The 13745-nt window shown below is 47.7% G+C and carries 10 protein-coding genes; 6 read left to right on the top strand and 4 right to left on the bottom strand.

Annotation, left to right across the window (positions count from 1 at the left end; all coding sequences use genetic code 11):
- Window positions 1-71: 71 nt before the first annotated feature.
- The 6 genes from ACYVC2_RS08065 to porN all read left to right on the top strand — a co-directional run bounded on the left by ACYVC2_RS08065 (window position 72) and on the right by porN (window position 7140).
- Entirely contained in the window at window positions 72-857 is a 786-nt protein-coding gene (locus ACYVC2_RS08065; RefSeq protein WP_461101793.1) for a uroporphyrinogen-III synthase, read from the top strand.
- Between the two features lie 179 nt (window positions 858-1036).
- Window positions 1037-2011, top strand: a complete 975-nt coding sequence (locus ACYVC2_RS08070) for a PorP/SprF family type IX secretion system membrane protein (protein ID WP_461101794.1) — start codon at window positions 1037-1039, stop codon at window positions 2009-2011.
- Window positions 2012-2290: 279 nt separating this feature from the next.
- Window positions 2291-3418: a T9SS ring complex lipoprotein PorK/GldK gene (gene porK, locus ACYVC2_RS08075; RefSeq protein WP_461101795.1), complete on the top strand. Its 1128-nt coding sequence runs from the start codon at window positions 2291-2293 to the stop codon at window positions 3416-3418.
- 103 nt (window positions 3419-3521) lie between these two features.
- Window positions 3522-4337, top strand: coding sequence for a type IX secretion system motor protein PorL/GldL (porL, locus tag ACYVC2_RS08080; protein WP_461101796.1), 816 nt, complete (start codon window positions 3522-3524; stop codon window positions 4335-4337).
- A gap of 111 nt (window positions 4338-4448) precedes the next feature.
- Complete coding sequence (gene porM, locus ACYVC2_RS08085; RefSeq protein WP_461101797.1) at window positions 4449-6038, top strand: type IX secretion system motor protein PorM/GldM; 1590 nt, start codon at window positions 4449-4451, stop codon at window positions 6036-6038.
- Window positions 6039-6096: 58 nt separating this feature from the next.
- Window positions 6097-7140 (top strand): type IX secretion system ring subunit PorN/GldN, encoded by a 1044-nt coding sequence (gene porN, locus ACYVC2_RS08090; protein ID WP_461101798.1) that lies wholly within the window; start codon window positions 6097-6099, stop codon window positions 7138-7140.
- Window positions 7141-7313: 173 nt separating this feature from the next.
- Here porN and ACYVC2_RS08095 read toward each other — a convergent pair whose 3' ends face one another.
- From ACYVC2_RS08095 to ACYVC2_RS08110, 4 genes are all read right to left on the bottom strand, one after another.
- On the bottom strand, window positions 7314-8075 hold the full coding sequence (locus tag ACYVC2_RS08095) for a PKD domain-containing protein (protein ID WP_461101799.1): 762 nt from the start codon (window positions 8073-8075) through the stop codon (window positions 7314-7316).
- Between the two features lie 33 nt (window positions 8076-8108).
- A complete protein-coding gene (locus tag ACYVC2_RS08100; RefSeq protein WP_461101800.1) occupies window positions 8109-9017 on the bottom strand; it encodes a hypothetical protein in 909 nt (302 codons plus the stop codon).
- Window positions 9018-9379: 362 nt separating this feature from the next.
- Window positions 9380-11188: an excinuclease ABC subunit UvrC gene (gene uvrC / locus ACYVC2_RS08105; RefSeq protein WP_461101801.1), complete on the bottom strand. Its 1809-nt coding sequence runs from the start codon at window positions 11186-11188 to the stop codon at window positions 9380-9382.
- Window positions 11189-11323: 135 nt separating this feature from the next.
- A complete protein-coding gene (locus tag ACYVC2_RS08110) occupies window positions 11324-13678 on the bottom strand; it encodes a penicillin-binding protein 1A (RefSeq protein ID WP_461101802.1) in 2355 nt (784 codons plus the stop codon).
- Window positions 13679-13745 lie beyond the last annotated feature (67 nt).

Genomic DNA, 13745 nt, shown 5'->3' on the forward strand with positions numbered 1-13745 from the left:
TTTGGCTCTTTGAGAGTTACCAGCAGAGACTTGTCGACTGCCAACTGATTTTTGTACCGAGTAGAGATTCAATGAACGAGACTAGCATGCACCCCACTGAAGACCGGCTCACGAAAGTTAACCGGCTATTAGTAACCCAATCCAGACCAGCTGACGAAAAATCTCCTTATTTTGATTTAGCAAGCAAGTATAATCTTCAGGTCGACTTTCGGCCCTTTATCCAGATTCAGGGAGAATCGTTCAAAGACTTTCGCCGGCAGAAAATTAATATTCTGGCCCATACGGCAATCATCTTTACCAGTCGTAACGCTATTGATCATTTCTTCCGGATCTGTCAGGAAGGGCGTATCGAAGTGCCGGCAGATATGAAGTATTTCTGTATTTCAGAACAGACAGCCAATTACCTGCAGAAATACATCGTCATTCGGAAGCGCAAAATCTTTAACGGGACAAAAACCGCCAGTGAACTGTTCGACCTGATCAAAAAGCACAAGAACGAAAAGTTTCTGTTTCCATGCTCGAATATCCGGCGGAATGACATTCCGGAATTCATGGATACCAGTGGGCTACACTTCACAGAGGCTGTGATGTATGACACGGTTCCGACGGATCTGTCCGATCTGGATATCAACAGCTATGACATCATTGCGTTCTTCAGCCCATCGGGTGTCAGCTCCTTGTTGAGTAACTTTCCGAACTTTAACCAGAACGGTATACGGATAGCTGCTTTCGGACCCACAACGGGTAAAGCCATTAAAGAGGCTGGGCTGACCCTCGATATCGAGGCCCCTTTGCCAAACGCGCCGTCTATGACAGGAGCGCTGGATCTTTACATCAAAAAGACCAACAATCCGTAAAAACCAGGGCTATGCCAATACAGAATGCCGGAACTGCGTTTTAGCGCTCACTTCCGGCATTTAGTCTTTTCATAAAGGCCAATAATTTGACTAAGCAGGCGTTTATTTGTAAACTGTGATCGTATTTACCGAGACGCCGATCGGGGTAGGGTCGGTCGTTTCGAATTTAAGTTAGGTTTATGATTCGCACACTCTACGTTTATGCTTTATTGCTGCTAGTAGTTACTGGCCGGTCTGCTTTCGCCCAGCAGGACCCACAGTTTAGCTTATACATGTACAACCCGATCTATTACAATCCGGCGGCCGCCGGATCGGAAGGGGTGTCGCGGGTTCAGATTACACACCGGACGCAGTATCTGGGGTATCAGACCGTTGGTAATGGCGACGAAAGTGCGGCTCAGAGTACCCAGCTTTTATCGTTTAATATGCCACTGGCTAAAATTAAAAGTGGAATTGGTATCTACGCCCTGAACGATAAGTACGGGCCGTCGATCAACCAGGCTGTACAAGTATCGTATGCGTATCGTATGGCCCTGAAAAACGGTACCTTGGCTATTGGGGTGCAGGCGGGTATGTTTAACAAAGGATACGATTTCAACCAGTTTCGACCAAACGACCCCGGCGATCCTCTGATTCCGGGCGGGCGAATCAATCAATTCAAACCGGATCTTGGCGCTGGCGTATACTATAATACCGTCGATTACTGGATTGGGGTGAGTATGACGCACCTCAACAAAGCTAAGTACAGCTACATAACCGACCGGTCTACCGACCCATCTGATAGTAAAGCCTATCTGACAGCAGGCTATCGGCTTGGCATCGGTTACAATATCGACGTACAACCGTCTGTATTAGTGCAGTACAGCACGACAACCGGTTTTCCGGGATCGGCTGTTGCATTGAATATACTGGCCACGTACGACAGTCGTATCTGGGGAGGAGTAGGCTACCGTTTCAATGATGCCATCATGGCTACGGCTGGCATCAATCTTATGCACAACAATGCCCTGCGGGTCGGCTACTCGCTGGACATTGTGACGAGTGGAGTCAATGCAAAAAGTCCGACCTCGCATGAAGTATTGCTGGCTTATGCTTTCCCGGCACCGGACGCCCGAAAGAAACCAATTATACGAACTCCGAGGTTTCGGTATTAAATCAGGATTAATACCGGACAAAGTTGTAAACATCCGGGAAAACCCAACATTCAGTGTTTTTTTTGATTAGGCGCATATTAGGGAGTTTAAAGAGCGTACCTTATTTTTGGGAAAACGGGGTTATATCGAAAAAATGAATCGTAAGAAAGCCAGAAAACCAGGCAACTAGATACGACGTAAATAGAAAATAAGCCGAACCTAAGAGTAACTATACAATAACCAAAAGGATTTTCGTTTTTAGTCTGGTCTTGCACAAGAAGAAAAGAGAAAAGTTTTACAATGATGAAGTATAACTGGTTAACAGTCAATGCAACCCGGGTGGTGATGGTCGCGGCAGTCGTACTGCTGATGCAAGGTTGCGGATTTGTAAAATCTAAATTTGGGGGGAAAGACGGTAAAGGTGGTGAAGTCGGCGTTACAAATGGTGAAATTACCGCCACCGGACGCAAAGGCTGGAAGCAACCCACTCCGTTCGGTATGGTGCTGGTCCCCTCCGGATCATTTATCATGGGGCAGGCCGACGAAGATGTGGCGGCTACTCAGATCAACATGAACCGGCAGGTAACGATCAGCTCGTTTTACATGGACGATGCCGAAATTTCCAATCACGAATACCGCCAATACGTCAATGCTTTACTTGCTGACTCCGTTTCGACGCTGGGCGAAGAGGAAATCATGGCAAAGTATTATCCGGATACAACCGTCTGGAAAAATGACTTTACGTACCACAATGGTGATCCGATGCTGGAACATTATTATGGCCACCCCGCCTTCGATACCTACCCGGTGGTAGGAGTAAGCTGGATTGCTGCCAAGCATTTCTGCAAATGGCGCACCAACACCCTTGATGATTTCCGGACAAAAGATGGCGGCTACAAATCGTTCGGCTTCCGTCTGCCTTCCGAAGCGGAGTGGGAGTGGGCTGCTCGCGGTGGAAAAAGCGGAGCGAAATATCCATGGGGTAACCCATACGTAGCCAACGGGAAAGGTTGCTACCTGGCTAATTTCAAACCACAACGGGGTAATTTCGATGCCGACGGTTATCCGTACACGGCTCCTGCTACCGCTTATAGCCCCAACGATTACGGTTTGTATAACATGGCTGGTAACGTAGCCGAGTGGTGCCGCGATGCCTACGCCGATAATACAAACGCTATCGTATGGGATATGAACCCGGATAACCAGAATGCCGATGAGCCACGGAAAGTGGTACGGGGCGGCTCCTGGAAAGATATCGCCTACTATCTCGAAACGGGAACCCGGTATTATGAATACGAAGATCAGAAGCGTTCGTACATAGGTTTCCGTTGCGTAATGGACAACCTGGAAGGTCGTACCGCTTCGGCTCGCGGTGGCCGTGCCAGCAAAAGCAAAAGCAGCAAAAAATCATCCGCCAAGAAGGTATAGCAAGCAATAATAGGTACTGGTTGTACGCTATTAGTACAGCCGGTACCTGTTTTCATAGATTCCCCTACAAACTAGTACCTATTCCAACCAACAATCGCTTATCATGGCAGCAGCAAAGTCCGTTAATTTCTTTTGGGATCGTTTAGTACCAACCATTTATAGTGCCGGTGCCGCCGTCGTCGTACTCGGGGCAATGGCTAAAATTCAACATATTTCATCTCTGAGCTGGCTGTTGACCGCCGGTCTGATTACGGAAGCCGTTATTTTTGCTTTATATGCGATGCAGAGCTTTTTGTTCCCTATTGCATCGGAGAATAGAGAATACGCCTGGGAACGGGTTTATCCTGAATTGTCTGACGATTATAAGGGAGAAGCGCGTAAGCCCGCTCCACAAGCCAATGGTTTGACCGGCAATATGGACCAGATGCTGGCCCAGGCAAAAGTAACCCCTGAAGTGTTTGAACGTTTAGGATCAGGTTTCCGTAACCTGAATGAGACCGTATCGAAGCTTTCAGACCTGACAGATGCTACGGTTGCTACCAACGATTACGCTCGCAATGTGAAATCGGCGTCGACGTCGATTGGTGAAATGAATAAATCGTACGGAACCGCCATTACTGCGATGAACTCGATGGCCGACGCTACGACGGATGCTAAAGATTATCGCGATCAATTCCAGAAAGTGACCAAAAATATGGGCGCGCTGAATGCCGTCTATGAACTGGAGTTACAGGATACCAACAAGCACCTGAAAGCTATGAACGCTTTCTACGGTAGCCTGACAGCGGCAATGGAAAACATGAGCGATGCCAGCCGTGATACACAACAGTTCAAGAATGAACTGGCGAAACTGACGGGTAATTTAGCCTCTCTGAACAACGTTTATGGCAGCATGCTGACTGCCATGCGTGGTAACTAATTGAAAGCTACCGGATTGTGGAGCTGTGAAGTGTTGGCTATGTCTGCTTCCAGCTCTATAACCGTATGCGTCGCAACTCTACAACTTCTTTATTTTATACTACCATAATTCATGGCAGGCACAAAAGAGACACCCCGTCAGAAGATGATCGGGATGATGTATCTGGTATTAACCGCGTTACTGGCCTTACAGGTGACGTCGGCTATTCTGGAGAAATTCGTTTTACTAAATAATAGCCTGGAACAATCGACCGTAGCTGCCAATAAGGTGAATCAGGCTACGCTCGATAATATTCGGGCTACCGTTGAAAAATCGGGCAATCGGGCCACCGATGTGGCTATCGTCAAACAGGCCGATGAAGTCCGGAAGGCTACGGCTGATATTATCGCTGAGATCGACGGCTTGAAAGAACGTATCGTTACCGAGGCAGGTGGCGGTACAGATGAAGCAGGTAATATCAAAAACATTACCGAAGAAGAAAAAGTAGCGCAGATCATGGTGGGGGGAAACCACAATGGTGAAGCCTATAAACTGAAAAAGAATCTTGACGATTACCTGGCCAGCCTGTCGAAATACAGCGCTGCCAAGTATTCATCGCTGGCTTTGGATGGTAAAGAAGATCCTATCTCCAGCCGGTCGCCCGAACAGCGGACTAAAGATTTTGGTGAACTGAACTTTGCCCAGACACCAGTTCCAGCAGCGCTGGCCGTATTGAGTCAGCGGCAGACAGATGTTCGCCGGATCGAAGGCGAAGTGCTGGACGCGCTCGCTAGTAAAGTTGGTGCGCAGGACGTGAAGTTCGATAAAATCCTTGCCATGCTCAGTATGGACTCGAAAGTGGTCGTAGCTGGCACGAAGTTTAAAGGTCAGATGTTCCTGGCGGCTTCGTCGTCGGGTATTCAACCGCGGATGAGCCTCAACGGTGCACCAGTACGGATGCAGGACGGCCAGGGTATTATCGAGTTTACGGCACAGGGTGGTGCTTACGATAAAAACGGTCTGGCTAAGCGAACGCTGACCGGATCTATTGCCTACCAGACGGCCGCCGGCCTAAAAACCGTTCCGCTTTCGGCTGAATACTTCGTGGCAAAGCCATCCTATCAGGTTGAAACAGGTACCATGCCTCCTTTATATCTGGGCTGTGCCAATAAACTGAGCATTCAAAGCCCGCAGTTAGGGGCTCTCTGGAATCCGAACTTCTCGGCGGATGGCGCTCAGGTTATTCAATCTGGCGAAAAAGGTAAAATTACGGTTGTTCCCAGTTCGGCTCAAGTTGCGCTTAATATCAGCAACAGCGGAAGTCTACTGGGTACGGAGCGGTTTCGCGTAAACCGTGTCCCCAAACCTACCCTGGAGTTTTACGTGGGTGGTACGAAAGTTGGAGATCCACGCGGTGTTCCCGTTGGTCAGGCGAGAAGCGTTCGGGTATTAGCTGTGTCGGATGAAAGCTTTAAAAATTACTCACCAGACGATGCTAACTTCCGGGTGACTGGCATCTCCGTTATTTTGGCACGAGGCACACGTAAAATAGGACAGGTAAATTTAGGACCCGCTGGTGGATCTTTAGGGGCTCTGGCCGCTGACATCCAGCCTGGTGACCGGTTAGCTATAACCGTTGATGGTGTTCAACGCCGTAATTTTAAAGGTGACGTAAGCGACGTTTCGATTGGAAATCCGTTGCAAAACGTTTCGCTTTATTAGTTGTACTAAATAAAATTGCCTTTCGTTATACATAAAAGACAAAACTAATTACTTGGCAATGAAACAAGTGAGAACGATAGCTGTAGCCGCCACCTTGTTGGCGGTAGCTGGTGGTGGAGCAATGGCACAGGAGAAGGCGAATCCCAGCACTAACTCGCTGTCGGTTCGTGGAATCAATGAGAATGACATCATGATGAAGAAAACCCTTTGGCGTCGGATCGACCTGAAGGAAAAACAGAATCAGTCGATGTTCTCGAAGAATAATGAAATTTCGAAATACCTCATCGAAGCCATGAAAGCCGGCTTGATTGATGCTTATGAAAATGATTCCGTCACGACAAAACTGACGCCGGATAAATTTCAGAAGCGGATGATCATGCCTAACTCCGCTCCTCAACTTTCGGCAGAGGAAATTGCGGCTGGTTTTGGTAATGAAACCACCGCTAACGGAGCTGGCGATGGCTGGGATACCAAGAAAAAAGATGCTAAGACTCCTGCCAAACCCGCCGAAGATGGTTGGGGAGCGCCTAAAAAGGCAGCTACTCAACCCGCCGACGATGGCTGGGGGGCACCCAAGAAAAAATCGGTAGCTAAAAATACAAAGGGGAAGAAAAACAAAGCGGTAGCTCCCATTGTTGAAGCGCCCAAAGTTGATACGGTTGCTCAGGTTGCTGCTGCGCCAATGGGCGATGAGTATTTCGCGAAGGAGTTTAGCATCATGGAGATAAAAGAAGACTGGATCTTCGACCGGAAGCGTTCCCGCTTGTATTATGATATCCAAACGGTAACTATTTTCCTGCCTTCAGATAAAAATGCGGCTGGTGTAGAAACGCCATTGGCTACATTTAAGTACAAAGATTTGGATAAGCTGTTTCGGAGCGACCCGAAAAAATTTATCTGGTATAACCCACAGAACCAGGCTCAGCACAAAAACCTGGCTGACGCCTTCGATCTACGGCTCTTCTATGGTCGGATCACAAAAGTGGCTAACCCAGGTGATAGCGATTTAGTTGGTATGTATGGCGATCGGGAAGGCCTGCTCAAATCGTACCAGACGGAATATGAACTGATGGAAACTGAGCATAGTCTTTGGGAATACTAGTAACTCCGAACTTTTGGCTCGAGCATTTAAAACAAAAAGAGCAGTTGGCCTACCAACTGCTCTTTTTGTTTTCTACCTTGATGAAGGCGAAGCTGTTTGTGGTAGAATCAGTACAAATGTGTCGTTTTCAATAAGACAAAGTCTTTTATTCTGAAGCCCGTCTGTACTGGCTATTACTCGTAAGCGGACTCAAAGCGTAAAGTTGTGCCACCGAAACTTGACATTAGCACAAAGAGCCCGGTTTGACCTTCTGAATAGTCGCTAAATCCACCACCTGAATATACCAGTGTTTTATTGGCCGGATCATATCCGAAAAGATTTACTACCAGCGAACTCACATCTTCATAAGGATCAATTACGATCTTTTGCGTTATTGGAATAGTAATCGGACTAGTCGTATTAACATTAGTAATCCGATTACTTTCAAATAAAACAGTGCTCATTGTTAATGGGGGGGCATTACCAAGCGTTTTTCCAAGAACAAGTTGGAGGTCAGCGGTTTTACTAGCAGGCCAGTTAGGTAAATTGCCCATCGCATTCCAATTCAAACTTTGGATAGTTACCTGTTTGAGCACTCGATCAACAATTTTAATAGATCGGGTGCTTGTTTGCTGACGCCCTGTTGAATTTGTAGCAGTCACCGTGATGGTATATACGCCGGATTTTTTATAAGTAATAACAGGCTCTTTTTCCGTCGAGGTCGAACCATTGCCAAAGTCCCATTTATAAGTATCTGCGTCGAAACTTACGTTTCTTATTTTAAGTGGAATATAAGTTGGCCTTTGCCCACGGTATAAAGTATTTGACTCATTAGGGGATACATAGTCAACACTGAATCGTATTACAGGAAAATCGTCATTCTTGCATGAAATGAGAGAAAACGTTACTAGTAAACAGGAGGCAAAACGTTTTAGCAGATTTGGTAGAATACCCATTTTGTAAAGGTGTGCAGTGAAAATGTCAATAGTTTATAAGTTGACATTTATGCCAACCGAACAATTTAACAAATACGAGCGGGGCGTGAAACGAGCGCCTGGCCCCATGAAACCATCAAGAGGAGGAGTTTCAAATACAGAAAGTGCGGATACCGTATATAAGAGACGAGTATCGGCAACGAAAGCCAATTTAGGCGTAATCTGCCATTGAACTCCTCCACCCAATGAGCCACCTACTTCATCCAGACCTGTTTCTTGGTTAATGGCTACTGGCTGAGGAGAGCCCGGATAATCGTGTATGGGGTTGATTGTTACCTCTCCACTCAAAATTTTGTTAAACACAACACCCGCCGTAAGGTAAGGCGTCAGAACCTGGTGAGTGTGCTGCCTAAATTCATAGCGGAGAAATGGATTGATAAAAAGACTACGCTCAACTAATTTGACGATGATAGCAGTCGAATCGGTAATCCATCTTCCCTTCCGACTGAGTAGTCCTAAGTCGAGGCCAGCCCCCAAACGACCACGTGATCTGATATTAACTGACAAGCCGAAACTGGGTTTTGAGGAAGCGCTGGAAGCAGGATATAACAGGCCGTCCTCAAATTTAATTCGGTAATAACTCATGGGCAAAAGCACCCGTGCACCGATTGAGAGCTTCAAAAATCGGGGAGAGGTATTGTACGCTTGTGTAGGAAGGTCTGGTTTTATACAGCGATTATAAGCTACTATATAACGGGTTAATTTCTTACTGTTTACAGAAGATACTTTGTTCAGTAAAGTAAGTTCCGGGTCAGGGCAGGCTGGTAATTGGGATAGGGTGCTACCTGGGTATTTAGCATGAATAGGGGTGATCTTTCCTTGCTGCTCCAGTAAAAAGACATCTCTACCATCTATCCGTTCATAGAGTAAAAGGTTTACATCTCCAGAAACTAACTGACGCATAAACACTATGGATGAATTTGGATCATCACTAAGCCGATGGCTTACATAGCGATTAGAATCGATTTGGAAATAGTTTACATCTTTTGGATCGAAACTAGTGGAAGAAGCTTGCCGATCGGTTCGGAAAAGAATTTTTGAGCCGCTCCTAAGCTGTCGATAAGCTAATTCGCCAGTCTTTGTTGAACCGTCGATAAATTTTATATGGCCCTTTGAAAACACTCCCTGTGCATAACTGGAAAACGTAAGAGTACTTAAATAAGTAAGAGGAAAAAAGATGAGCTGTAACCGCTACGCATTATCACAAAGATTGAACAGTAGTTTATCAGGTAAATCTTATTGTACAATAAGATTTACCTGATAAACTACTGTTCAATCGTCTCAAAATATTGCTTCAGTTTGTTAGCGCGATCTTTTCCAACAATTTCAGCTACTTCATCCAGAGACGCTTCTCGGATTTTTTTCACGCCTTTAAAATGCTTCAGGAGCTTGGCGGCTGTTCGTTTGCCGATGCCTTCCACATTTTCCAATTCGCTGATCAGGCTATTCCGGCTGCGTTTGTCCCGGTGGTAAGTGATGGCAAACCGGTGGGCTTCGTCACGAATCCGCTGAATCAGTTTGAGCGACTCCGACTTCTTGTCGATGTAGAGCGGCAAATTATCTTCAGGGAAATAAATTTCTTCGAGTCGTTTGGCAATACCGATAACAGGTACTTTACCATAAAGGTCCATCGCTTTTAGGGCATCGCAGGCCGCGCTCAACTGTCCTTTACCACCATCTATCACGATCAGGTCGGGCATGTCGGTACCTTCGGTCAGTACGCGCGTGTATCGACGCGTAACAACTTCGTACATACTGGCAAAGTCGTTCGGTCCGACAACGGTTTTAATCGAGAAGTGGCGATATTCCTTGTTAGCGGGTTTTCCACCAATAAAACACACCATCGCCGAAACCGGGTTCGTTCCCTGTATATTCGAGTTATCAAAGCATTCGATCCGGTTCGGAATCGTTTTCAACTGTAAATCCTGCTTCAGCCGAATAAGTACCCGATCTTTTTTACTGGCGTTGGCGGTTGCTTCGGCGGCTGCCCGTTCCTGACGCTCCCGACGGAAATACAGGACGTTTTTCAATGACATATCCAGCAATTTCTTTTTGTCGCCAATTTGCGGAACGGTTATTTCGGCTTGCAGATCGACATCGAGCGGGATGTTTGAAATGATTTCTTTCGCCTGACTACCGTACTGCTCCCGAAATTCGATGATCATCATTGCCAGCAGATCCGTGTCGGCTTCATCCAGCTTTTTCTTGATCTCTACGGTATGCGCCTGAACAATAGTTCCGTTGACCACCTTCATAAAATTGACGTAAGCCGCCGACTCATCGGAAGCGATCGAGAATACGTCAGCATCCGAAATTTTAGGATTGACCACCGTCGATTTGCTCTGAAACCGCTGCAGCACGTCCAGTTTGTCCTTATACTTCTGAGCCTGTTCGAAGGCCAGGTCGCCGGCGGCTTCGATCATCCGATTCCGGAAATATTCCTGAGCGGGCTTTAAATTTCCTTTGAGAATATGATGGATCTGCTCGATGTCGCTGTCATAATCGGGTTCTGACTGTCGCCCTTCGCAAGGCCCCTTGCAGTTGCCAATATGATACTCTAAACAAACTTTATATTTCCCGGCTTCGATATTTTCCGGTGCCAGATTGTAATTGCAGGTACGAATCGTAAACAACTGGCTGAACATGTCCAGCACCGTATACATGGGCTTCAGGTTAGCGAATGGCCCATAAAATGTGCCTAGTTTCCGGTCAATCCGACGGGTGGTCAACACACGTGGGAAGTGCTCATTCGTTACACAGACAAACGGATACGTTTTGTCATCGCGCAGCAGAATGTTGAACTTCGGCTGGTAGCGCTTGATCAACTGGTTTTCGAGCAGCAGCGCATCGAATTCGGTATGCACGATCGTAAACTCGATTTTGCGAATCTGGCTAACCAGGCGCAGGGTTTTTCGGTCGTGCTGCTTCGAGTTCGTAAAATAACTACTGACCCGATTCTTTAGGTCTTTTGCTTTACCAACGTAAATGACTTCGCCCGTAGCATCGAAATACCGATAGACGCCAGGCTCGTGGGGGACTTTCGTTAGTTCTTTTTTATAATCGAATTCGGGCATATGTAAAGCCGGCGGTCCCGGTCGAAAGTAAGAAAAACCGACCGAGACGGCCGGTACTACAAAACACGCTGAATCGGGTAAAGGTTGCCTTTGGAGGTTCACAAAAAAGGCCAGCGAAATGCTGGCCCGGGAAGTTTACTGTAGGATTTCCTCCTCATCTTCGGGCACTACTTTGGGGGGGATGTACCGCTGAGAAGAGTCGATATGATAGCCTCCGCAATCGATCTGGAAGTTATTTGGTTTGCGGAACGGTTCGGGGCGGTAGGCCGTCAGACCCGGATCTTTGTATACTTTCTGCATATACAGCGCCCAGGCAGGCATGGCCTGCCGACCGCCCTGGCCAAGTTCGATGGTCCGAAAGTGAATCGGCCGATCATCGCCACCCACCCACAGGCCCGAAACCAGGTGCTGGGTCATTCCCATAAACCAAGCATCCGAGTAATTCGAAGTCGTACCCGTTTTAGCCGCAATCTCGTTCCCTCCCTCCAGTAGCTTATACTGCGTCCGGAGCCGCTGAGCAGTTCCGTTAGGCTCCTCGACGGCTCCCCGCATCAGGTGCAGCATCTCATACGCCCGGTTTGGGCTGATTACCGGTTTGGCATCGGGGTGGAAAACTTTCAGAACATTTCCATTCTTGTCCGTTATTTTCCAGAGAACCATTGGCCGGACCCGAAGGCCACCATTGGCGAAAGCGCAGTAAGCGGCTACCATTTCGTAGACCGATACATCGCCCGTACCCAGGCACAGAGTTGGGTTATCCGGCAGGTCTTTACTTTCTATACCCATCTCGTGGGCGTATTTGATGACCGCTGCGGCCCGGGTTTTTTTTATCAGCTGTGCACTAACCGTGTTGATCGATTGGCCCAATGCTTCCCGAAGGGACAAACTTCGATAACTGTACTTCCCGTTAGAATTCTGGGGCTTCCAGGCCGGTCCGCCATTATGATCTTCGCCGTGGGCAAATACCGTCGGCTGGTCGATGAGTTGTGTACAGGGCGTTACAAACCCCTGATCCATAGCGGTTAGATACACAAACGGTTTGAACGTCGAACCCGGCTGACGTCGACTCTGGCGGACGTGGTCGAACTTCATGTGTTTGAAGTTGATACCACCCACCCACGCTTTCACATGACCCGAGCGCGGGTCCATCGACATGAAGCCTGTGTTGAGCAGGCGTTTGTAGTACTTGATCGAATCCAGCGGGCTCAGGGTCGTATCTTTCTCGTTTCGATGACCACCGTATACAAACACCTTCATTTTGATCGGTTTGCGCATTTCCTGCCAAATGGCTTTTTCATCGGTACCAAAAGCCGCCTTCAACTGTTTGTATCGGGTCGTACGCCGGGCAACCGTTTCGATAAATCCCGGGATTTCGACGTATTTTTTCGTGCGTGCGTCTTTGTGTACCCACGGATTACGCCCACGCCAGTGTTCGTAGAATTTTTTCTGCTGATCGCGCATGTTCGCCATAACCGCTTCCTCAGCATACGTCTGCATCCGCGAGTCGATGGTCGTGTAAATTTTAAGACCGCTGGTGTACAAATCCAGTTCGGTATCGTTCTCTTTATTGTACTGATTGATCCAGCGTTTGATGTCGTCGCGAATGACCGAGCGGAAATACGCTGCCATCCCCGTGTTCTGGTTCTCGACGCTGAAATCCAGTTTCAGTGGCTTACTCTTGTACGTCTGATACTGCACCTCAGTCAGAAATTTATACTTACGCATCTGACTAAGCACCACATTCCGGCGGTCACGGGCCCGGTCTTCAAACAGCCTTGGGTTATACAGCGTCGGATTCTTGAGCATACCTACCAGCAGGGCGGCTTCCTCGACGTTCAGGTTCCAGGGCTCTTTACTGAAATAGGTTTTGGCCGCTGTTTTGATGCCATAGGTGTTGTTGCCGAACGAGACCGTGTTGAGATACATCATCATCACTTCCTGTTTGGTGTAATTGCGTTCCAGGCGTACGGCCAGTATCCATTCTTTAGTCTTGGAAATAATAAGGCTCACTACCGGAACATGGCCCAACACCCCCTTCAGTTCTTCCTGCCGGGTGTCGAACAGGTTCTTGGCCGTTTGCTGGGTCAGCGTACTGCCTCCCCCTGAACTCGATGCATCCTTAAAGGTTAGCAGGCCACTGACGGCCCGAAACAGCGAGCGCGGGTCGATACCCGAATGTTTGATGAAGCGGGCATCCTCGGTAGCGAGCAGGGCCGAGGTTACATTAGGCGATACCTGAGAGATTTCGACCGGGGTTCGGTTTTCGACGTAGTACTTGCCTAAGAGCTGATAATCTTCCGTATAAATTTCAGATGCTTCTTCGCTTTTTGGGTTTTCAAGCGCTTTCAAACTAGGCATCCCGCCAAACAGCCACAGAAAGTTATAACTGACAGCCAGGACGTAAAAAATGAGCAAAAAGATACCAAGCAGCGAGAATCGCCAGATATTTCGAATGATGTTCCGGTAACGACCGGGAGCCAGTTCAAACATTATGCGTGTGTAAGGATGAGTGCGGTTTACGGTTTAGGTCGCTACATGCACCGTAAACCCGACGGAT

Source organism: Spirosoma koreense, from assembly GCF_054777875.1.